General features: G+C 37.9%; 20 protein-coding genes and 6 pseudogenes. 24 read left to right on the top strand and 2 right to left on the bottom strand.

Annotated elements, in window-relative coordinates; all coding sequences use genetic code 11:
- The first annotated feature begins 1 nt into the window (after position 1).
- From AC6I1H_RS03650 to AC6I1H_RS03545, 22 genes and pseudogenes are all read left to right on the top strand, one after another.
- Positions 2–745, top strand: a complete 744-nt coding sequence (locus AC6I1H_RS03650; protein WP_497739651.1) for a creatininase family protein — start codon at positions 2–4, stop codon at positions 743–745.
- Complete coding sequence (locus tag AC6I1H_RS03645; RefSeq protein ID WP_497739650.1) at positions 742–1,476, top strand: SIS domain-containing protein; 735 nt, start codon at positions 742–744, stop codon at positions 1,474–1,476. Before AC6I1H_RS03650 ends, AC6I1H_RS03645 begins: the two co-directional genes overlap by 4 nt.
- A 229-nt stretch (positions 1,477–1,705) precedes the next feature.
- Positions 1,706–4,462, top strand: coding sequence for a sigma-54-dependent transcriptional regulator (locus tag AC6I1H_RS03640; RefSeq protein WP_497740705.1), 2,757 nt, complete (start codon positions 1,706–1,708; stop codon positions 4,460–4,462).
- A 108-nt stretch (positions 4,463–4,570) separates the two neighbouring features.
- The gene (agaB, locus tag AC6I1H_RS03635; protein WP_497739649.1) at positions 4,571–5,059 is read left to right on the top strand and encodes a PTS galactosamine transporter subunit IIB; all 489 of its coding nucleotides are present in this window, start codon (positions 4,571–4,573) and stop codon (positions 5,057–5,059) included.
- A 4-nt stretch (positions 5,060–5,063) separates the two neighbouring features.
- Positions 5,064–5,189 (top strand): annotated as a pseudogene (locus AC6I1H_RS03630) (PTS sugar transporter subunit IIC); the annotation flags it as partial.
- A gap of 204 nt (positions 5,190–5,393) precedes the next feature.
- A complete protein-coding gene (locus AC6I1H_RS03625; protein ID WP_497739391.1) occupies positions 5,394–5,975 on the top strand; it encodes a DUF6431 domain-containing protein in 582 nt (193 codons plus the stop codon).
- A 60-nt stretch (positions 5,976–6,035) separates the two neighbouring features.
- On the top strand, positions 6,036–7,385 hold the full coding sequence (locus AC6I1H_RS03620; RefSeq protein WP_497737976.1) for a transposase: 1,350 nt from the start codon (positions 6,036–6,038) through the stop codon (positions 7,383–7,385).
- Positions 7,378–8,181, top strand: a complete 804-nt coding sequence (locus tag AC6I1H_RS03615; protein WP_497737977.1) for an ExeA family protein — start codon at positions 7,378–7,380, stop codon at positions 8,179–8,181. The genes AC6I1H_RS03620 and AC6I1H_RS03615 overlap by 8 nt, the downstream gene beginning before the upstream one ends.
- A 156-nt stretch (positions 8,182–8,337) precedes the next feature.
- A pseudogene (locus tag AC6I1H_RS03610) lies at positions 8,338–8,961 on the top strand (PTS sugar transporter subunit IIC); the annotation flags it as partial.
- On the top strand, positions 8,951–9,754 hold the full coding sequence (locus AC6I1H_RS03605; protein ID WP_497739648.1) for a PTS system mannose/fructose/sorbose family transporter subunit IID: 804 nt from the start codon (positions 8,951–8,953) through the stop codon (positions 9,752–9,754). The pseudogene AC6I1H_RS03610 and the gene AC6I1H_RS03605, both read left to right, overlap by 11 nt.
- A gap of 72 nt (positions 9,755–9,826) precedes the next feature.
- The gene (agaF, locus tag AC6I1H_RS03600) at positions 9,827–10,252 is read left to right on the top strand and encodes a PTS galactosamine/N-acetylgalactosamine transporter subunit IIA (protein WP_497739647.1); all 426 of its coding nucleotides are present in this window, start codon (positions 9,827–9,829) and stop codon (positions 10,250–10,252) included.
- Positions 10,253–10,377: 125 nt separating this feature from the next.
- Positions 10,378–11,515, top strand: a protein-coding gene (locus tag AC6I1H_RS03595; protein ID WP_497740697.1) for an IS3 family transposase whose coding sequence is annotated in 2 segments (ribosomal slippage) — positions 10,378–10,650 and positions 10,652–11,515 — 1,137 coding nt in all. Because the reading frame shifts where the segments join, the coding sequence is not laid out codon by codon here.
- A 308-nt stretch (positions 11,516–11,823) separates the two neighbouring features.
- Positions 11,824–12,615 (top strand): annotated as a pseudogene (gene nagA / locus AC6I1H_RS03590) (N-acetylglucosamine-6-phosphate deacetylase); the annotation flags it as partial.
- Between the two features lie 13 nt (positions 12,616–12,628).
- Positions 12,629–13,267, top strand: a complete 639-nt coding sequence (locus tag AC6I1H_RS03585; RefSeq protein ID WP_497739646.1) for an HAD family hydrolase — start codon at positions 12,629–12,631, stop codon at positions 13,265–13,267.
- 3 nt (positions 13,268–13,270) lie between these two features.
- Positions 13,271–14,125, top strand: a complete 855-nt coding sequence (fba, locus tag AC6I1H_RS03580) for a class II fructose-1,6-bisphosphate aldolase (protein ID WP_497739645.1) — start codon at positions 13,271–13,273, stop codon at positions 14,123–14,125.
- Positions 14,122–15,051 (top strand): 1-phosphofructokinase, encoded by a 930-nt coding sequence (pfkB, locus tag AC6I1H_RS03575; protein ID WP_497739644.1) that lies wholly within the window; start codon positions 14,122–14,124, stop codon positions 15,049–15,051. The genes fba and pfkB overlap by 4 nt, the downstream gene beginning before the upstream one ends.
- A 23-nt stretch (positions 15,052–15,074) precedes the next feature.
- Positions 15,075–16,235 (top strand): SIS domain-containing protein, encoded by a 1,161-nt coding sequence (locus tag AC6I1H_RS03570; protein WP_497739643.1) that lies wholly within the window; start codon positions 15,075–15,077, stop codon positions 16,233–16,235.
- Between the two features lie 244 nt (positions 16,236–16,479).
- Positions 16,480–17,238: a ZIP family metal transporter gene (locus tag AC6I1H_RS03565; RefSeq protein WP_497739642.1), complete on the top strand. Its 759-nt coding sequence runs from the start codon at positions 16,480–16,482 to the stop codon at positions 17,236–17,238.
- 148 nt (positions 17,239–17,386) lie between these two features.
- A complete protein-coding gene (locus AC6I1H_RS03560; protein WP_497739641.1) occupies positions 17,387–17,896 on the top strand; it encodes a DUF6036 family nucleotidyltransferase in 510 nt (169 codons plus the stop codon).
- The gene (locus AC6I1H_RS03555; protein WP_497739640.1) at positions 17,889–18,263 is read left to right on the top strand and encodes a hypothetical protein; all 375 of its coding nucleotides are present in this window, start codon (positions 17,889–17,891) and stop codon (positions 18,261–18,263) included. The genes AC6I1H_RS03560 and AC6I1H_RS03555 overlap by 8 nt, the downstream gene beginning before the upstream one ends.
- Positions 18,264–18,363: 100 nt before the next feature.
- On the top strand, positions 18,364–18,507 hold the full coding sequence (locus AC6I1H_RS03550) for a hypothetical protein (protein ID WP_497739639.1): 144 nt from the start codon (positions 18,364–18,366) through the stop codon (positions 18,505–18,507).
- A gap of 69 nt (positions 18,508–18,576) precedes the next feature.
- On the top strand, positions 18,577–18,882 hold the full coding sequence (locus tag AC6I1H_RS03545; RefSeq protein ID WP_497739638.1) for a hypothetical protein: 306 nt from the start codon (positions 18,577–18,579) through the stop codon (positions 18,880–18,882).
- A gap of 8 nt (positions 18,883–18,890) precedes the next feature.
- On the opposite strand, the pseudogene AC6I1H_RS03540 reads toward AC6I1H_RS03545, so the two are convergent.
- Positions 18,891–19,106, bottom strand: a pseudogene (locus tag AC6I1H_RS03540) (class I SAM-dependent RNA methyltransferase); the annotation flags it as partial.
- Positions 19,107–19,469: 363 nt separating this feature from the next.
- Here AC6I1H_RS03540 and AC6I1H_RS03535 point away from each other — a divergent pair.
- A complete protein-coding gene (locus AC6I1H_RS03535; protein ID WP_497739637.1) occupies positions 19,470–19,610 on the top strand; it encodes a hypothetical protein in 141 nt (46 codons plus the stop codon).
- Positions 19,611–19,668: 58 nt separating this feature from the next.
- Positions 19,669–19,997 (top strand): annotated as a pseudogene (locus AC6I1H_RS03530) (helix-turn-helix domain-containing protein); the annotation flags it as partial.
- 27 nt (positions 19,998–20,024) lie between these two features.
- Here AC6I1H_RS03530 and AC6I1H_RS03525 read toward each other — a convergent pair.
- Positions 20,025–20,434, bottom strand: a pseudogene (locus AC6I1H_RS03525) (type II toxin-antitoxin system HicB family antitoxin).
- Positions 20,435–20,474: the final 40 nt, after the last annotated feature.

Genomic DNA, 20,474 nt, shown 5'->3' with positions numbered 1-20,474 from the left:
AATGAATTTAAATTCAATGACTTATATAGAAGTGGAAGAACAAATAAGGAGAACTAAAATTGCCATTTTGCCTATAGGGGCCATCGAAGCCCATGGCCCCCATCTTCCTGTAGGTACGGATAATTATTTGGCTGAAAGGATGGCTCAAAAAGTTGCAGAAAGAATCGAAGCACTGGTCCTTCCGACATTCGCTTACGGGCAAGTCTGGAGCCTTCGAAACGTCCCTGGCAGTATTTATATCAGTAACGAACATCTAAAGGCTTTATTAGTAGACATAGGAACAAGCCTGTTCAGTTTTGGAATCCGTTGTTATGTTATTATTAATGCACATCTTGGAAATAATGTGGCAATCAAAGAAGCAGCGAGAGAATTATATGACAAAATTCCTGAACTGAAAGTGTATTACTTTTTCTACCCCGGAGTATCTCATATTATAAATGAAGTGAGAGAATCAAAACCTCTCCCCGGCGGTTTCTTTCATGCATGCGAAATTGAAACATCTTACATGTTATATCTTGCTCCGGAATATGTTCAAATGAAAAAGGCAATAAATGATATGCCTAATTTACCGGAAGATTTTGAATATACTCCAACTCCCTGGGATAAGGTTACATCAACGACAGTTATGGGAAATGCGGTTTTGGCGACAAAAGAAAAGGGGAAAAAAATAATTGATGCCGCGATTGACCATATAGTAAAAATATTAAAAAAGGAATTGATGACTAATGAAGGGGATATGGTATGATTGAAAAGTATGTGGAAACTATTAAAGGATTATTAAATGAAATTGCACGGGAAGAACAAGGTAAAATGGAACATATTGCCGAAAAAATTGCAGAAACGATTCCCGAAGGCGGTGTCGTACATCTTTTTGGAGCAGGGCATTCTCATTTATTATGTGAAGATGTGTTCTATCGCGCAGGTGGACTGGTGCCAATAAATCCTATCTTTGATGAAAATTTGATGCTCCATAATGGGGCACTTCGATCTTCGAGACTTGAAAGAATAAGCAATTATGCTCATACCTTTATGCAGTCCCAGGACGTCCGGAAAGGAGAGGTATTTTTTGTTCTCTCAAATTCAGGAAGAAATGGAGTGCCAATTGATGTAGCTTTGTATGCAAAAAGCAAAGAGGCATATGTAGTAGGAGTTACGTCAATGCAATATACTACAAAATATCCATCAAAGCATATTTCTGGCAAAAAGTTATATGAAGTGGTCGACATATATGTTGACAATCACTGCCCGCCCGGAGATGCCTTATTTCAACTGGATGGTCTCGAAGAGCCGTACTTTCCCGGATCTACAATAGCTGGTTCCTTTATTATTCAATCAATATTGGCTATATCAATCGAAAAGATGATTAAAAATGGTTATACCCCTCCCGTTTTTTTAAGCGGAAATATAGATGGAGCAGACGTGCATAATCAGAAATTGATAGAAAGATATAAACAAAGAATTATTTACTATTATTAACAGGTCGATAGGAAAAATATACGAACTATGGGTTATGGTTTTTGAATAACAGTTCGTATCCGTTTGCGAACATCCCCCTAAGTGTTTGCCTTAGGGGGGATTTTTTTGCTAATAAACGACCCGGGCTTAACAGAGCCGGTGGATAATTGTAAGGAGGAATTTTTAAAACTATGTCAAATTAAGTTAAGGAAGATGCGATTTGTCAGAAAAACGGGCAGGTGAATATTTTATGAAAAATAAGGATAGAGTATATGCTTTATTGAAGTCATTAACTGAAAATATGAACATACAAAATAAAACGGGATTTACTGCTAATGAAATAGCAAATAGGCTGGGACTTAAGAGGAACGTTGTAAGTCATTTCTTAAATGAATTATATAAAGAAGGGAAAGTAATTAAAATAAATACGAGACCTGTATTTTTCATTGATAAAGAAATATATGAGAAATATTCAAAGCTAAATAATAAACAGACTGATAACCAGAATTCATTTCAAAATCATGTCTCCGCTGATGATCCGTTTAAAAAGCTGATAGGCTATAATGGCAGTCTTAAAACACAGGTAAAATTATGTAAATCAGCGGCAGCATATCCACCGAATGGATTGCCTATATTATTATCTGGCAATACAGGCGTTGGAAAAAGTTTTATGGCCCAGCTTATTTTTGAATACGCAAAATCTATAAATGTAATTAACGAGAACGCACCATATGTAGTCTTTAATTGTGCAGAATATGCGGACAATCCTGAGTTACTTACTGCTAATTTATTTGGATATGTAAAAGGTGCTTTTACTGGAGCTGATAAAGATAAGCCAGGGCTATTAGAGGAAGCGAATGGCGGTTATCTTTTTATGGATGAAGTTCACAGGTTATCACCTGAGGGGCAAGAAAAGTTATTTTTGTTTATGGACAAAGGTATTTTTAGAAGACTAGGTGAAACAGGAAATTGGAGAACTTCAAAAGTAAGGTTTATATTCGCTACTACTGAAGACCCAGAAGATAGTTTAATAAAAACTTTTTTAAGAAGAATACCATTGATAGTGAATATTCCTTCGTTATCCGAACGCCCCATATATGAACGTATACAGATGATATATAATTTTTATAAAAATGAGTCTAAATCCTTGAATATGGATATTATGATTAATAAACAAGTATTAAATATTTTATTGAAAGCAAAAATATCTGGTAATATTGGCAGACTGATTAATATAATCAAATATAGCTGTGCCCAGGCTTATACTCAGTTAATGGTTGAAAAAACAAAAATTCTGAGAATCCATTTATATGATTTGCCGAGAGATATACTGTCTGAATTAGATAATATTGGAAAAGAAAATTATTATTTTAATGGGATGTTCGTATCACATAAACAAAAGAATGATTGTGTTCAAATAGATTTTAATAATGATGATAAAATAAGAAATTTGACAAAAAAGTTGATAGATGCATTTATAGATTATAAAGAAAAAAGGATAGGAATTGATAAGTTAAAGAAGGAATCAATGGAATGTCTTAATAAAATAATAGATTCGATTATTTTTGACAATGAAGAATATAAAACCGATTCGGTGGTATTTAACACACTAAGAAGGGTAATAGAAAATGTATTATCTATTGCAGAAAAAATGTATGGAGTTAAATCTTACGGTAATACCGCTATTATAGTTACCAATTTAACAAATAGGTTATTAGAGAATTTATCGTGGAAATATAAATTAGAAGATCATGTTGAGGATGTAATTCAGATAATAAAACAAATTTATACAAAAGATTTTTTAATAGCAAAAAAAATAATAGAATTGCTTGAAATCAATCTTGATGTAAAAATTGATAAGCTTGGTTTAGTTTTCTTTACTTTATATATAGCAAGCATTAATCCTAATGACAATATTAATTATATTACTTCTTTAATTATAGCCCATGGTTATTCAACAGCTAGCAGTATAGCCAGTGTTGCAAATAGATTGTTAGGTCAATTCGTTTTTGAAGCATTTGATATGCCAATAGAAATGCCCACAAAAGAAATTATGTTAAAAGTAGAAGAGTATTTACGAAATATTAATACTTTACCTGGTGTAATAATTTTAGTGGATATGGGCTCGTTAGAAGAAATTTACAAATCGCTGGCAAATATTGTAAGTGGTGATATAGGTATTATTAATAACATTACGACTCAATTAGCCATAGATGTAGGCAATAGAATTATTTCAGGGCAATCAATCGAACAAATAGTAAAAGAATCCGCAGAAAAAAATAATTGTCGTTTTAAATTTATAAAATCCAGTAAAAATAAAAAGAACGTTATACTAACTACATGCATAACAGGAATTGGAACTGCTCAAAAGATAAAAGATCTTTTAAATCAGTGCCTTGCAAATGAAAATATTGAAATCATAGCTTACGACTTTAACAGATTAAAAGGTAACGGTGTGAGGGATGAAGTGTTTAAAAATTATAATGTAAAGCTTATCATCGGAACTACAGACCCCGGTATAAAAGAAATCCCGTATTTATCTCTGGAAGATTTAATAGGTGGGCATGGTAATGATGTTCTTAATAAAGCTTTAAAGGATATTATTAAAGAAAAAACAATTGAACAAGTAAACCGGGCAATTGTAAAACTTTTCTCGTTGCAAAACGTATTAAACTATCTAACTATTTTAAATCCAGATAAAATTGTCGACCAAGTTGAAAAGGCTATTTCAAATTTAGAGTTAAATCTTGGTTATAAATTTTCAAACGATTTGAAGATAAGCTTATATATTCACATTAGCTGTTTAATAGAGAGATTAATAATGAAATCCCCGATTATGTCATATAATAATTTAAATGAGTTTAAACAGTGTAATAGACAGTTTATAAATTTAGCGAAATCTTCATTTAGTGTAATAGAAAATTTGTACAAAGTAGAAATACCCTTATCAGAAATCGGCTATATCTATGACATTATATATTCAAAAATGAAAAACGAAAGAGCTTAAAAAGCATGCCAAGTACATTACACTACTTGGCATGCTTTTTGCGTAGAAAAATTTACTGATAAAAGTAAAGATCTTAATTTAAAAGCACAGGTAAAGGAGAGATGGCTGTTGCCAAACATAGTATTAACAAGGATAGATAACAGATTGATTCATGGTCAGGTAGCGGTGACATGGTCATCACATGTTGGTGCTAATCTAATAATTGTTGTGGATGACGAAGTAGCAAAAGACAAGACGCAGCAGATTTTATTGGATTTGGCAGCGCCGCCAGGTGTATCCACTCGTTATTTTACAGTAGAAGAAACAATAAAAAAAATTCACAAAGCAGCTCCCCATCAGAAAATATTTATTGTTGTAAGAGATGTAAATGTTATAGTAAAACTTGTTGAAGGGGGGGTTCCGATAAAAGAAGTAAACGTTGGTAACATGCATTTTAAAGAAGGTAAAAAACAAATTTCTTCTACCGTATCAGTTGACGAAAACGATATCACAGCATTTAAAAAATTGAACGAATTAGGTGTAAAATGTGAGGTAAGAAGAGTACCTTCGGAAAAAGGTACAGATATTATGGAATTAATTAATAATATAGGAGGGTGAATTGATGTTAATAAAAGCTTTGTTAATAGCCTTGTATGCCGGTCTTGCTGGGATAGACCTTTTTGATGTTCAATTGCATTTTCATCGGCCGGTTGTAACTGGTCCAATAGTTGGCTTAATATTGGGGGATTTTACAAAAGTGTTTCCTCCCACTCTTTTTGTCTCCTTCCTGCTCAAATTTCCTGACCGTTTTAAGAAGGAATTTAACACCTATTGAAGAAATAAAAGAGAAAGAAGCAAGTCATGGGAGGGAGAAAAAAGAGAAAGCCTTCAAGTAAGGTGATAGTTTCCGACCTACCCTTACTGAAGGCCTTCTCCATAATATCAAGTCACTATGATTGTAACATTTTTAGGCTCAACAGTAAAGGAGTATCGTAATATTTTTTTGCATAAATTAGCTCAAATGAAACTACACTGTCCCATATGCGGTAGCGCCCTTGTAGGTTATGGGATGTACCTTAGGAAGATAAAGACAACGGCCGGGAAAGAAGAATTCCCAATAGCCAGATACTACTGCCCGGGATGCAAGAAAACCCATGCGATAATACCGGATTTCATCTTGCCCTATAAGCATTACCCGGCAAAAGTGATTGAAGAAGCGGTGGAAGATGTGGTGGAAAAACGGATTTCACCGGAATATACAGAGGGAGAGCAGGACATATCCACCACAAAACGCTGGGTAAAAACATTTAAACTCCTCTCAAGCGAAATTGTAGGCACTCTGGAGAGCATAGCGTTCAGACTGTATGGCAAGACGTCATCCATAGTCGGGGAAATAGAAAGCTGCTTTAGCCGTTTAAAAACCGTTTTAAAACTATTACCCGATATTCTTTCCTGCTGCCTGTTCGGAAAGATTAACACCTGGCTTTTCGTGGAAAACACAAACCTGTGGCTTTTAGGAAAAAAATCAACATAGTTTGCTCTTTTGGCCGTCTCCCCCTGGTGGTAGTCTTTAGATAAACAAAAAACAGGGGAGATGACCAAAATGAACAAAGAAAGTATGGAAAAAGCCCTGGAGCGCTTCGCACTAATCTCACCCCTTCTGGAAGAAGACCTTGAAGCAGCGGAAAGAAGGAAAAGAAGAAATGAAATACTGTCAAAAGGCCAAATCTCAGAGAGGACCCTGCGCCGCTACTTACAGGCCTACAGGCAAAAAGGCCTTAATGGATTAATGCCAAAAGAGCGCTCCGATAAGGGACAAACAAGAGCCATACCGGAAGATATCCTAAAAGAAGCCATAAGTCTAAAACAAGAACTGCCCCAAAGAAGTGTTACAAGGATACTTCAGATCCTGGAGGGGGAAAAGCTCATATCCCCCGGGGATGTAGCAAGATCCACCCTTACACGGTATCTTGCAAACTTAGGTTTAACCCAAAAAGAATTAAAGCAAAAAGAGCCCAAAGCCCTCAGGAGATTTCAAAAAGAGCACAGAAACAAATTATGGCAAGCTGACGTCAAATACGGCCCCTACCTTCCGGACCCGGCCAATCCAAAGAAAAAGATACGCTCATACCTCATATGCTTCATCGATGATGCCACAAGATTAATATGCCATGGTGAATTTTATCTAAATCAAAAGCTTCCCATACTGGAAGATTGTTTCAGGAAAGCTATACTTAAACGAGGCATCCCCGATGCGGTATATGTAGACAATGGCAAGATATTCATCTCACACTGGTTTAAAGTAGCCTGCGGTAAACTGGGCATCCGCCATATAAATACCCCAATATATTCCGCAGAGTCTAAGGGCAAAATTGAAAGAATTAACCGCACCGTAGAGGATTTTTTAGCCGAGGTAAGCCTCCAAAACCCCGGGACATTGGACGAATTAAACAAAGCCTTCTTTGCCTGGGTGGAAGAAGGATACAATCATCATTCCCACAGCTCCTTAGAAGGTGAAACCCCGGCCGGTCGATTCCAAAAGGATACCCGACGCTTGCGCTTTGCCAATATTGACGAGCTAAGGGATGCTTTCCTTCGAGAAGAAAGCCGAAAAGTTGATAAAACCGGCTGTGTAAAACTTTGCGGCAAAACCTATGAAGTGGGCCTTGAATGGGTAAGAAAGACTGTGGATTTACGCTATGACCCCTTTGACCTTGAAGAAATAGAAGTATGGCATAAAGGTCAAAAACGGGGTTTAGCAAGGCCGCTTATCATAGGAGAATACAATGAAGTGTCCTATAGCAAAAAAGATGCCCCAACTCCTCAAAAATCATCCGGTTCAAGACTTTTGAGCATATTGGAAAAACAAGCTCAAAACCGCATGAAAGACAAATTAGGTGCCATCCCCTTCCGCCGTATGGAAGGAGGGGAAAACAATGTTTGAGCCTTTCTTTGGATTTGAAAAAACTCCTTTTCAAAAAGATGTGCCTGTAGGAAAACTGTTCAGCACCCCGGCCTATGAAGAGTTAGTATCAAGGCTAAAATACACTGCAGAAAAACGCCTCTTTGCCCTAATAACAGGCGAAGTGGGCTCGGGGAAATCCACTGCTTTAAGAAAACTTCTTGAGCTTTTAAATCCGAATAAATACAGGGTTATCTACATCAGCGACTCAGCCCTTACCCCCAGGCATTTTTACTGGGAATCTTTAAGGCAGCTTGGATGTGAACCAAAGTTTAACCGGGGCCAGGCTAAAAGACAGCTTCATCAGGTAATATTGGACCTTGCGGAAAATGAAAGAAAAACACCAGTCATAATAATCGATGAAGCACACCTGTTGGATAAAGAAATGCTGGAAGAAATGCGCTTTTTACTCAATTTCCGGATGGACTCCTACAACCCTTTGAGTCTCATACTGGTGGGCCAGCCGGAACTTAAAAGGGTATTGCAGCTTCAAGTCTATGAAGCCATTGCTCAGAGAGTAAATCTCCGGTATCACCTACCACCCATGGACAGGCAGGAATCCAAAGAATATGTTTGCCACCATCTGAAGATTGCCGGAGCAACTTCCTCAATCTTCACTGATGATGCTCTGGATGTTATCTATGAATATTCCGGAGGCATTGCAAGAAAGATAAACAATGTCTGCCTTGCCTGTCTGCTTTCGGCCTCAGCCAGTCAAAAGCGTTTGATAGATGACCATATGGTCAGGATTGTAATTGAAAATGAGTTTGCGGTATAAGCTATTTATCCCTCAAAAGACGGCAGGAGTGAATGCTTGCCTCTTTTGAGGGGGATTTTCAAGGTCCGGGTTTTATGGTCAAATAAAGTGAGTTAAATTTGCGGACGTTCAATTTGAGCAGAATGCGGTCAGAAAGTGTGAGAGGCTACAACAAAAGGTTTAGTTGTTGGAGCAACATTAGAACTAGTATGGATGGGAATGGTTCCATTAGCAGGGGCTCAGCCGCCGAATGTTGTTATAGGTGGTATTTTAGGAACAGCATTTGCCATTTTGACAGATGTGGATCCTAAAGTTGCTGTAGGTATAGCTGTACCATTTGCTGTGGCTGTACAGGCGGCAATTACGTTTATTTTGACAGTTTATTCTTGGTTTATTCACAAAGCTGATAAATATGCTGAAGATGGTAATGTTAAAGGGGTTGAGTTTATCAATCTTGCGGGTATGATTCCATTGTTTATTTTTTATGCATTAGTTGCTTTTTTACCATTATATTTTGGGGCAGATGTAGCAAAAAGTATAGTAAATTCCATACCAAAGGTGATAATTGGCGGTTTGCAGGTAGCTGGTGGAATAATGCCTGCAGTTGGTTTTGCAATGCTTTTAAAAATTATGTTAAAAAAGGAATTTTTCCACTTCTTGCTATTTGGGTTTGTTCTTGTAACATATTTTAAATTATCGTTAATTGCTGTCGCAATAATAGGAATAATTGTAGCCGCGTATACTTATTTCAATGGAAATGCAAAAAATGCTGAGGGAGGGACAATATCCGATGGCATATAATTCAAATGAAAAAATATTGACTAAGAAAGATTTATATAGCATGGCATGGCGTTCGTTGTTTCTTCAGGCATCCTTCTGCTATGAGAGAATGCAAGCTGGTGGCTGGCTGTACAGCCTTTTACCTGCTCTAAAAAAAATTTATGAAAATAGGAAAGACGATTTGAAAAAGGCAATGAAGGATCACTTGGAATTTTTTAATACACATCCTTTTTTAGTAACGCCTATTTTGGGTATTATAGCGGCAATGGAAGAAAAAGGTGAAGATAGGGATGCAATAAGAGGTGTAAAAATTGCACTAATGGGACCTCTTGGCGGCATCGGAGATGCAATTGCCTGGCTAACGATATTACCTATATGTGCAGGTTTAGGGGCTTCTTTGGCAATACAGGGAAATGCTTTTGGCCCAATATTATTCCTCGTTTTATTTAATGCAATACACTTCGCATTAGTATTTGGAGGAATAAATTATGGATATAACACGGGATTAAACGCGCTGGCGACACTTAAGACCGGTACAAAAACTGTTTCCTCTTTAGCTTCAATAGTTGGTCTTACGGTTGTAGGAGCATTAATTGCTTCATATATAAATATGAAGACACCACTTGTCATCCACGCAGGTAAAGCTACGGTTGCATTACAAGAAGGAGTTTTAGATAAAATACTACCAAACATGTTGCCGTTGGTATTTACTTTCTTTGTTTACTGGCTACTTAAAAAAGGATTATCACCAACAAAAATAATAGGTTTAGTTATATTAATAGGAATTGTTTCTAGGTACTTTGGAATATTTTAAGACAACGATAAAGAAAGGAAGTTCTATGAACTTCCTTTCTAAATACTTTACAAAAGTTTTATGGAGGTTGTAATGGTTAGATTAATCGTAACAGGACATGGGAAATTTGCAAGTGGATTAATTAATGTGGTGGAATTCATAGTTGGAAAACAAGAGAATTTAATCGGAGTAGAATTTAATAATCAGGATTTAGGAACTTATTCGGAACAAATTGAAAATGCCATAAAAGAAGCCAAAGCTAATGATGATAATGTGCTAATATTGACTGATTTAATAGGTGGTACTCCATTTAGAATATCGGCATCAATTAGTGCAAAATATAATAACGTTCATGTAGTCGCAGGAACAAATATTCCCATGTTATTAGAGGCTATATTTAACAGAAAAAAACTCGAAATTGATGAGTTTATCAAATATATCGTTGATATGGGTAAAAGGGGGATAGAAAGCCTTGATAACCTTCTGAAAGAAAAGCGAGGGAAATGTGATGACGACTAAATTGGGTGTGGGAAAAAGAGTAATTACCCCTGAGGAACCGTGTTTATTGGGAGGATATATAATGGATAAAGAAATTCAGACAAAAAAACGGATTGCTTTAAGGTGATAGATTGTATAATAGTCATATGAGAAAAACATACACAGGAGAATTCAAAACCAAAGTCGTACTGGAAATTCTTAAGGAAGAAAAAACCATTTCCCAAATCGCATCCGAGTATGAAGTTCATCCAAACCAGTTGATAAAATGGAAAAAGGAGGCATTAGAAGCTCTTCCTCAACTTCTTGAAGATGGCCGCAGAAAGGGGGATAAAGAAAAAGAGGCATTAAAAAACCATATTCAAGAACTTTACACACAAATCGGTGAGCTTTCCACTAAGCTCAACTGGCTCAAAAAAAAATCTGGCATCAAGCTCGACTAGAGCTGAAAGAATTGAACTTGTGGACTTTGAAAACCGGAAATTGCCACTTACGGTCCAGGCAGAACTTCTTTCATTAAACCGTTCAAGCCTTTACTACAAGCCTGTACCACCTTCACCTGAGGAAATCGCTATAAAGCACGAAATTGACCGTATATACACAGATGACCCATATATGGGCTCAAGACCAATTACAGCCATACTGAACCGTAATGGCTTTAAAATCAGCAGGCCAACGGTACAAAAATATATGCGGGAAATGGGGATATCCGCAATCAGACCCGGGCCGAACCTTTACCGCCGCAACCATGAGCACAAGATATACCCTTACCTGCTCCGTGACATCACGGCAGAATACCCAAACCACATATGGGGCACCGATATAACATATATCCCCATGAAAAATGGCTGGCTGTATCTTGTAGCCTTCATGGACTGGTTTTCAAGGTACGTAGTGGCATGGGAACTGGATTATACCCTTGAAGTAGACTTCGTATTAGAAGCCCTCAACAAGGCATTAAAAATCAACAAACCAGAGATTGCAAACAGCGATCAGGGAAGCCAGTTCACAAGCCTTAAATACACAAATATATTGCTCGAAAACAATATAAAAATAAGCATGGATGGCCGTGGCCGGGCTATGGACAATATATTCACAGAGAGGCTCTGGCGTACCGTTAAACACCAGGAAGTATACATAAACGATTATGCAAGCCCAAGAGAAGCTCGCATAAGCCTCACAAGGTTCTTTGACAAATACAACAACTACAGGCCCCATCAATCATTAAAGTATTTAACGCCAGCAGAAGTATACTACGGGAACTATACATTGAAAGATTTTGAATAAATACCTTCAGCTGAATAACTACCAGCTGTTGATACTGCCGGCCCTGATGGATTTGTGTGCAAGTCGGAAAAACAAGACTTGCACACAAGCTCCACAGTGCCTTGGATAAGTCTCGCAAAAGACATGCTCGACTTATCCACAGTATCACACAGCTCCGACTACTAATTTTTGCCAAAAGCTTAAAAGAAAATTTCCAGTTAATATATTACATTTGTGTATTATATTACCAAACTTTAACAAAGGAGGATGAGAATTTTATCACCTTATATAAGGTCAAAAAAATGTCTTGACAACTTTAGCCACCATATGGAGCACAAGTTTTGGGCGCTTATGTAGAAGGGCCATTTATAAGCAAGGAATTCAAAGGCGCTCAGGATGAAAACCATATATTAGAGCCTAATAAAAACCTTATGGAGCAGTTTATCGAGGCATCACATAATAACATAAAAATAGCAGCAGTAGCTCCTGAAAAAGATATCGATGGAGATTTTATTAGATATTGCATACAAAGAAATATAAAAGTTTCATTGGGACATACAAATGCCACTTATGAAGAGATGAAAAACGCCGTCGATAATGGAGCTTCCATCGCTGTTCATACTTATAATGGCATGAGAGGTCTGCATCATAGAGAGCCAGGTGCATTAGGTGAAGTATTTTTAGACGACAGATTATATAGTGAATTGATATGCGACTTTATACATTCACACCCGGCATCAGTAAAGATTTTAGTTAAGATGAAAGGGATTGATAAAATTGTATTGATTTCTGATGCAATGCCAGCATGCGGATTAAATGACGGTGAATATTTGTTTGGAGGTCAAAAGGTTATTGTAGAAAAAGGCATTGCAAGGATAGAGAATGGTTCTATAGCTGGCAGTACGTTGACTTTAGACAGAGCGGTAATAAATATAATAAAGCTTGGAATATCTTTATCAGAAGCTTTGAAAATGGCCTCTATTAATCCTGCGAAAGTGATTGGAATTGAAGATAGAAAGGGCAGCATCAAAATTGGCAAAGATGCTGATATTGTTATTTTAAATCATGATTTGAGCGTAAGTATGACAATTGTAAACGGCAAAATAGTTTATAAAAATTAGCAGGTGGTGTTGTGTGAAAAAAAAGTGTGTAATATTTGACATAGACGGGACATTGATAGACACCGAAGAAGTCACTGTCAAAGCGTTAAAACTTACACTGAAAAAACTTTATGATAAAGAATACAATGAAGAAGAACTTTCTTTTGCTATAGGGTTACCGGGCAGGCATACGCTGGCTAGACTTGGAGTTGAAGATATAGATAATACACTTTTGCATTGGGGTGAGCAAATACAAAAGTTTTCAAACAAGGTTAGGATATATCCTCAAATAGAAGAAACAATTAATATATTAAAAGAGAAAAAGATAAAGTTAGGTATTGTTACCTCAAGGTATGATTTTGAAGTAAAGGAAGATATTATACTGAACAAAATGCTGCATCATTTTGATGTAATAGTGACATATGACGAAAGTTTAAAACCGAAGCCTTATCCTGACCAATTGCTGAAAGCATTAAAAAAGTTTGATATAACACCAAAGGATGCAGTATATGTTGGTGATACACTTTATGATTACGAGTGTGCGAAAAACGCCAGTGTGGATTTTATTCTGGCCAATTGGGGTAAAGTTGATCGAAAAAATAACTTTGATGATAATAATATAAAAGTATGCAATAAACCAACAGAATTATTGGATAACATCATGGGAGGCTAAAAGATGGCATTAGTCAATTCAAGGAAGATGCTAGAAAATGCCCGGATAAGCGGCTATGCGGTCGGAGCATTTAACATCCACAATATCGAAACTTTAAAAGCTGTTGTAAAGGCCGCATCTGAGATGAATTCGCCTTTAATATTACAGACGACACCGGGGACAATAGAGCATGCTGGAGAAGATTATATAGCTGCAATGGCAAAAATTGCATCCGAAAAATACGATATACCGGTAGTGCTGCATTTAGACCACGGAAATTCCTTTGACCTTGTTGTGAAGTGTATCCGAGCCGGATACACATCCGTAATGATCGATGGTTCGAAGCTTCCTTATGAGCAAAATATCGCACTGACAAAAAAAGTTGTTGAAGTAGCCCACGCCGCGGGCGTTACTGTCGAAGCGGAGCTTGGCAATATAGTAGGTGTGGAAGATGACCTGTACGTAAATGAAGATATGAATGCATTTACAGACCCAAAAATGGCTGTGGATTTTTTAGAAAAGACGAGAGTTGACTCACTGGCTGTAGCAATTGGCACAGCTCACGGGCTGTATAAAGGGGAAGTAAAACTTGACTTCGACAGATTAAAAGAAATAAGAAGTTTGACAAATATCCCGCTGGTACTTCATGGTGCTTCGGGTGTACCGGATAATTTGATAAGAAAGGCAATAGAGTTAGGTATAAACAAAATAAACATAGCCACAGAATTGAAGATTTCTTTTGCAAATGCAATTAAAGAAGTATTTAAAAGCAATCCCGATGAAAGTGACCCAAGGAAATTTCTCGCACCTGGTGAGAAAAGTGTTGAAGAAATAGTAAAAGAAAAGATAAAGCTTTTTGGATGTGGTGAAAAAGCATGATACTGACAGTTGCATTAAATCCTTCAATTGACAGAAGCTACAGGGTTGATAATTTTCAACCTGGGAAAATTTTTAGAGCTCAGGAAGAAAACAGTGTGGCTGGCGGTAAGGGACTTAATGTTGCAAAGGTCATAAAGGCATTGGGAGAAAATGTAAAAGTAACTGGCTTTTTGGGTGGTAAGGCGGGAGAATTCATAGAAGATGAGCTTAGCAAGATAGGGGTAGAATGCAGCTTTATTAAAATAGAAGGTGAAACGCGTACATGCGTAGCGATATTGGATCCAATATCAAATACCCAGACAGAAATTTTAGAGCGCGGGCCTCAGATATCTCAGGAAAATATGGATAAGTTTTTACGCAATTTTAACGAGTTATCTAAAAGCTGTAAGATCATAGCAGCATCAGGGAGTGCACCATCCGGTGTACCGGAAGATATCTACATAGAATTAATAAATATCGCCAGGAAGAACGGTGCACGGTTTATTCTGGATACAAGCGGTGAATATCTTTCAAATGGTATTAAAGCTAAGCCTTTTATGATTAAACCGAATAAAGAAGAATTAGAGAAATTGCTAAATAAAGAAGTAAGGGATATCGAAGATGTCAAAAAAGCAGTATTAGAACTTAATCAGTACGGTATTGACATTGTATCTGCGTCTTTAGGAAGTGAAGGTTCTGTAATTGCGAGCAATGAGGGAGTATTCTGGTTTAGATCACCTAAAATAAAAGCAGTAAGCCCAGTTGGGTCGGGCGATGCTTATATAGCAGGTATGACGGTGGGAATAGACAGAGGATACAGCCTGATTGATTCGGCCATTCTTGCAACTGCTTGCGGCGCTGTAAATGCCATGTACTATAAGACTGGATATGTAACAATAAGAGATGTAAATTATATAAAAAATAATGTCATTGTAGAAAAACTTTAAAATAAAATGGGAGGAATGAAATCATGTTGCTTGGTTACAGTGAAGAACAATTGAAGGAAAGAAAAGGCTATGCAACGGCAAAAGAAATAAATCAGCAGCCCCACTTGTGGGGTGAACTTTATAACATTCTTTTAAATCAAAAAAGTGAAATTCTGGAGTTTTTAAATCCGATATTGAAAATAAAAGGTATAAAAATTATTTTAACAGGTGCTGGTACTTCTGCATTCGTTGGAAACAGCAGTGAGGGTTACTTGAGAAAAAATATGAGAGCAGATGTAGAGGCTATTGATACAACAGACATTGTTGCTGCACCGCAAAATTTCTTTTTTTACGATAAACCAGTGCTGCTTATTTCCCATGCAAGGTCCGGTGATAGCCCTGAAAGCTTAGCTACTATTGAATTAGCGGAGAAAATAATTAAGGATGTTTACTTTTTAAATATAACCTGTAACAAAGATGGCCAACTGGCAAAAGCGACAATGGGTAAGAAAAATTGTCTGAATATATATATGCCGGATGATTCAAACGATGAAGGTTTTGCCATGACCAGCAGCTTTACATGTATGCTTTTAACCGATTTGATGCTTCCATATATCGAACATATTGAAGATAAAAAGGGTCTATTTGAAAGATTATCAATGGAAGCAAATAGGATATTGAGAGAAGATTATGGCACAATCATGGAAATAGCCGAAAATGAGTATGAAAGATTGGTTTATCTGGGAAGTGGTGATTTAAAAGGATGTGCAAACGAAGCGGATTTAAAATCCCTAGAGTTAACTCATGGCGAAGTATATACCAGTTCAAATACATATCTTGGCTTTAGACATGGGCCAAAATCAGTAATTAACGACAAGACGGTTTTAGGTTTCTTTGTTTCGCAAAATCCTTATACACAAAAGTATGATCTTGATCTTATACGTGAAATTGCCGGTGAACCCGGCGGCAGAAAATTAATTGCATTTTTACCAGGTGAAATAGCAATAGATGGCCTGAATTATACCTTTCACTTAAAGGAAAATTTTAATGACTTAGATGATGCCTTTTTAACACCACTTTATATTATATATGCACAAATGCTTGGCTTTTATAAGTCATTATTACTAGGAATAACACCGGACAATCCAAATCCCGAGGGACGAGTCAACAGGGTGGTAAAAGGTGTAAGAATATATAAATATTAATCGTTATTCATGAGCAGGATGGGGTTAATTACCCTCTCCTGCTCGATTATATAATGGGTAAAAGTTATCAAGACATTCTTCAATCGAATCATATCAAAAACTTCAAATTGTTTCATCACATAATCCCGATCCACAGAAGTATTCAGATAATAATATCGGAGTTTTTTTATATTTATACTATGCTCTTTTGGCAGGAAAATTGGAAATGGATATAGAAAAATTAATTCTGGGGAGGAGGAATTTAATGCTGGAATTTTTAAACCATATTTCACCGATTTATCGCGGAATCATATTAAGCATATTAGCCGGTATGGCAATAGGTTTGGGGGCTCTGCCGCTTCTTTTCGTTAAGAAAAAATTTTCCGCAGACATTATCGATGCGTCCCTGGGGTTTGCAGCGGGAGTGATGCTGGCTGCTACGGCGTTCAGTCTGGTGCTGGCTTCCATAGAAGAGGGAGGCATGATCCCCCTGATCGTGGGAATGATGATGGGAGTCCTGTTTGTGGACCGCATGGACAAAATAATTCCCCACAATCATTTCGTTAAGGGTCATGAGGGCCCAGGCGTAGGTCGCCTTAAAAAAATATGGCTGTTTGTTTTTACCATAATCATACATAATTTTCCCGAAGGACTGGCTGTGGGGGTGGGAGGATTTTCAAAGCACGCCTATTCTCTGGCTATTGCCATTGGCGCACAAAATATCCCCGAAGGACTTGCAGTGGCCGCCGCCCTTTTTGCCGCTGAATATAAAGTCGGTTATGCCGTATGGATAGCATTTCTTTCAGGTCTAGCGGAACCCGTGGGAGGGATAATAGGGGCTGCTCTGGTGGGTATAGCATCGTCCATATTGCCGTATGCCCTGGCCTTTGCGGGAGGTGCCATGCTTTTTGTCATAAGCGATGAAGTTATCCCAGAAACCCATTCCGGAGACCATCAACGGCTGGCTACTTTTTCACTCGTCTTGGGATTTATTTTGATGACCATACTGGACACTCTATTTTGAACGAATATGAACCTTGCCTGCTGCAATACAAAACAATATAATTTAATTGTATTGATTTTGATTTAACCAATTATTCGCTGTGCTATTGGTGGCGCGATCAGCAATAAAAATTTCCCAAGCAGGACTTTTTTAGTAAAGGGTGTTGCTCTTGGAAAGTAAGAATAAACAAATCTTACTGGAGCTATTGCATGACATGGAAGACTTTGCACATCTGAAGGGAATAGAATGTCCCGCCATTTACTTGATTGGTGGAGCAGGTTGCATCATAGCGGGATATCTGGAAAGAGCAACGGTTGATTTTGATTTTATAGATATAAATTATCCGGCAAAGTTTGGGAGATTGTTTAAAATCCTGGACAGGTTTAACATGCTGGATTTATATGTAACGCCGGTGGCGCCAGGATTTGAAAAACGGGCAGTTAAAATAGACGGGTTCGATGCTGTGTATGTTTTGTCTAGAGAAGATATAATTGTAAGTAAACTGGGGCGGTATTCTGAAAAAGATAAAGAAGATATAAAAAAACTTATGGCAGGTGCCGACAAAGGGCAGTTGAAAAAGCTGATTGATATGGTTGCCGGCAGAAAAGACTTTAGCCCTGTAGTAAAGCGCTATTTTATTATAAACGCCAGGGGTTTTATGGAGGCATATGATGTATAGAAGGTTTTGCAATAATTACAGGAATTTCATTAATATTAATAGGGATGGTTTGGAGAAAAACGAATACCGTTTGAAAATAGCGGAATCTATCAAAGGCCTGGCTGATTTGGAAACGTATAAAGAATGGAAACAAAAAAATGATATGAGGTGCATTGAGATAGAAAATATTGTTTATGAAATAAAAAAAAGAAGAAATGCATATCCTTTCAAATCCTTTTCCTGGGAGCTTGAGGGTTACGGCTTTGAAGCAAAAAAAAGCGATACGGTTGACAGAGAAAAGGTCGAAGAACAGATCAAACTTATTGATATACTTTTAGGCACGGCATATTGGTCTGATGGTGCGGATAATGAGATGGACAAAAAATAGGGGCCGCTGTTGGGCCCGGGCGACATGGGTCGGCGACACGCGACACGCGACACGCGACACGGGGACGGTTCTCTGATTGTCGTATAAGAGAGGGATGAGAATGAGCTTATTGTTATGGATTCTTGAATCCGTTGAAAATGACAAATTTCCTTATAGACTTACCATTCAAAAGGACGGCAAAGAAGTTCTTAGCCTGCGGGTGCAAAACGCTGGCCGGGAGCAGGCACCCAGATTTTTTGTCTGAAGGAATCGGAGGAATATTCCGATCCGGTGGAAGAAATCGAAAGGGTCCCGATAATATCTTTGAACCGCTATGGGAAGCGATTTTAACGACATAGCCATACTGCACCAGAAACTTGGGGAGCTTGAGGCTTATAAGCATTCCGCGCTGGTGGTGGAGGCCAATTATTCCGATTTTTTAAATCCCGGGAAATTGACGGTATATACGCCATCCTATGCGGCTAAAGTTCTGGCGGAGCTTTCCGCCCTGCATCCCGGCACCAAGATAGTGTTTGCAGGCAGCAGGAAGCTGGCGAATGAATGGGCACTGAGATATTTTCAAGTTTTCTTGCATCCCACCAGAGCTTTCTGGGGATGTTGGGCCATTTTTCAGAGGTAAACTCCCGCTTCAAAGGTCGCAGCATTAAATTCCCCGAGCTTAACCAGAATCCTCTCGGCGGTCCGAAGCCAGAGGTTTGCCCGGCATATGGCAGTCTCATCGCCTTTGAAGGTTACTCTGCCGTCTTCTACCGTTACATCCGTATATCCCAGCTTTTTCAGTTCCCGGGCTGCTACAGACTCTACCCCGAAAAGCGTTGGCGCGATCAATTCAATCTCTGTCATTTTAAATTGTTCTCCATTCGGCATGTTTGGCAAAGCTGATTCTTATTTCACTACAAAAACTATTATACCAGATTATGCGAATGAAACAAAATGCATTGATTTTTTCTGATAGATGCTAAAAAATTGTGCAATGATTATGATATAATAAAATATATTCTGGTGTAAAAACTAAGTTTGCTGTCCGAGATGGACAAATGCACCGGAAAGCGTACCGTCGCCGATCTTGAGTTTAGAAAAAAAGCGGAGGGTAAGCGGCGGGCACGAGCCTTGTGACCGGCACACAAGGCACATGCCGAAATCTTATTTTTAATTGACTGGATGTGAGGGCATTATATATTTCAGACGGCGAAAGGCTGGGGATATGTGGTTTCTCTGGAGTTTTGCCGTCAGGAGATATTGGAGATATTGACCGATATTCTTTCCTGCTGTCTGTTCGGAAAGATAAACACCTGGCTTACCATGGAAAACACAAACCTGTGGCTTTTAGGAAAAAAATCAACATAGTTTGCTCTTTTGACCGTCTCCCCCTGGTGATAGTCTTTAGATAAAAAAAACAGGGGAGATGATCAAAATGAACAAAGAAAGTATGGAAAAAGCCTTGGAGCGCTTTGCACTAATCTCACCCCTTTTGGAAGAAGACCTTGAAGCCGCGGCAAAAAGGAAAAAAAGAAACGAAATACTTTCAAAAGGCGCCAAATCTCAGAGAGGACCCTGCGACGATACTTACAGGCCTACAGGCAAAAAGGCATTGATGGATTAATGCCAAAAGAGCGCTCCGATAAGGGACAAACAAGAGCCATACCGGAAGATATCCTAAAAGAAGCCATAAGTCTAAAACAAGAACTGCCCCAAAGAAGCATTGCAAGGATAATAGAGAGCCTGGAGGGGGAATGGGCATCCTGAAGGTAATTGTGCCTATTATGGCCTATCATGAATGCCGAGTTTTTCTTTTAGTGCATATTGAAGCACATGAGAAAAGTTAATATTTGCCTTTTCCGCCGCATCGTTCAGCCAACGGGAAGGGTGAGTGTTTTATTTATACTTTTATTCGCCATTTCATCTCGGACAGGTTGCATATAGACTTCAATGAGATTTAAAAAGGCACCTTTAGGGACTTTTATTTTTTCCGGTGGAGTAGGCGTTGGAATAGGTTCTTCATTTTCTTCTAAACTATATAAATAAAGCTCTAATGCATCCTTTGCCATATAAAGTGCTTCATCCAGGTTATCTCCCTCAGTAATGCATCCGGGGAAATCAGGAAAGGTGATTGTATAGCCTCCATCAACATCCGGATCAAAGATAGCAGGAAATATATATTTATCAGCCATTTTTTAAACCTCCATTTTATGATTTATTTTATAGTGAGAC

It is taken from the genome of Biomaibacter sp. TOL (genome assembly GCF_059717795.1).
This window is presented reverse-complemented; position numbering and strand designations above follow the sequence as displayed.

Bases quoted from the DNA above. Each gene is read 5' to 3' on its own strand.
- AC6I1H_RS03550 (WP_497739639.1), top strand. From the start codon at position 18,364: ATGAGCTTATTGTTATGGATTCTTGAATCCGTTGAAAATGACAAATTT.
- agaF (WP_497739647.1), top strand. From the start codon at position 9,827: ATGGTTAGATTAATCGTAACAGGACATGGGAAATTTGCAAGTGGATTA.
- AC6I1H_RS03555 (WP_497739640.1), top strand. From the start codon at position 17,889: ATGTATAGAAGGTTTTGCAATAATTACAGGAATTTCATTAATATTAAT.
- AC6I1H_RS03570 (WP_497739643.1), top strand. From the start codon at position 15,075: ATGTTGCTTGGTTACAGTGAAGAACAATTGAAGGAAAGAAAAGGCTAT.
- AC6I1H_RS03565 (WP_497739642.1), top strand. From the start codon at position 16,480: ATGCTGGAATTTTTAAACCATATTTCACCGATTTATCGCGGAATCATA.
- AC6I1H_RS03615 (WP_497737977.1), top strand. From the start codon at position 7,378: ATGTTTGAGCCTTTCTTTGGATTTGAAAAAACTCCTTTTCAAAAAGAT.
- AC6I1H_RS03625 (WP_497739391.1), top strand. From the start codon at position 5,394: ATGATTGTAACATTTTTAGGCTCAACAGTAAAGGAGTATCGTAATATT.
- AC6I1H_RS03620 (WP_497737976.1), top strand. From the start codon at position 6,036: ATGACCAAAATGAACAAAGAAAGTATGGAAAAAGCCCTGGAGCGCTTC.
- fba (WP_497739645.1), top strand. From the start codon at position 13,271: ATGGCATTAGTCAATTCAAGGAAGATGCTAGAAAATGCCCGGATAAGC.
- AC6I1H_RS03545 (WP_497739638.1), top strand. From the start codon at position 18,577: ATGGGAAGCGATTTTAACGACATAGCCATACTGCACCAGAAACTTGGG.
- AC6I1H_RS03650 (WP_497739651.1), top strand. From the start codon at position 2: ATGAATTTAAATTCAATGACTTATATAGAAGTGGAAGAACAAATAAGG.
- AC6I1H_RS03640 (WP_497740705.1), top strand. From the start codon at position 1,706: ATGAAAAATAAGGATAGAGTATATGCTTTATTGAAGTCATTAACTGAA.
- AC6I1H_RS03645 (WP_497739650.1), top strand. From the start codon at position 742: ATGATTGAAAAGTATGTGGAAACTATTAAAGGATTATTAAATGAAATT.
- AC6I1H_RS03605 (WP_497739648.1), top strand. From the start codon at position 8,951: ATGGCATATAATTCAAATGAAAAAATATTGACTAAGAAAGATTTATAT.
- pfkB (WP_497739644.1), top strand. From the start codon at position 14,122: ATGATACTGACAGTTGCATTAAATCCTTCAATTGACAGAAGCTACAGG.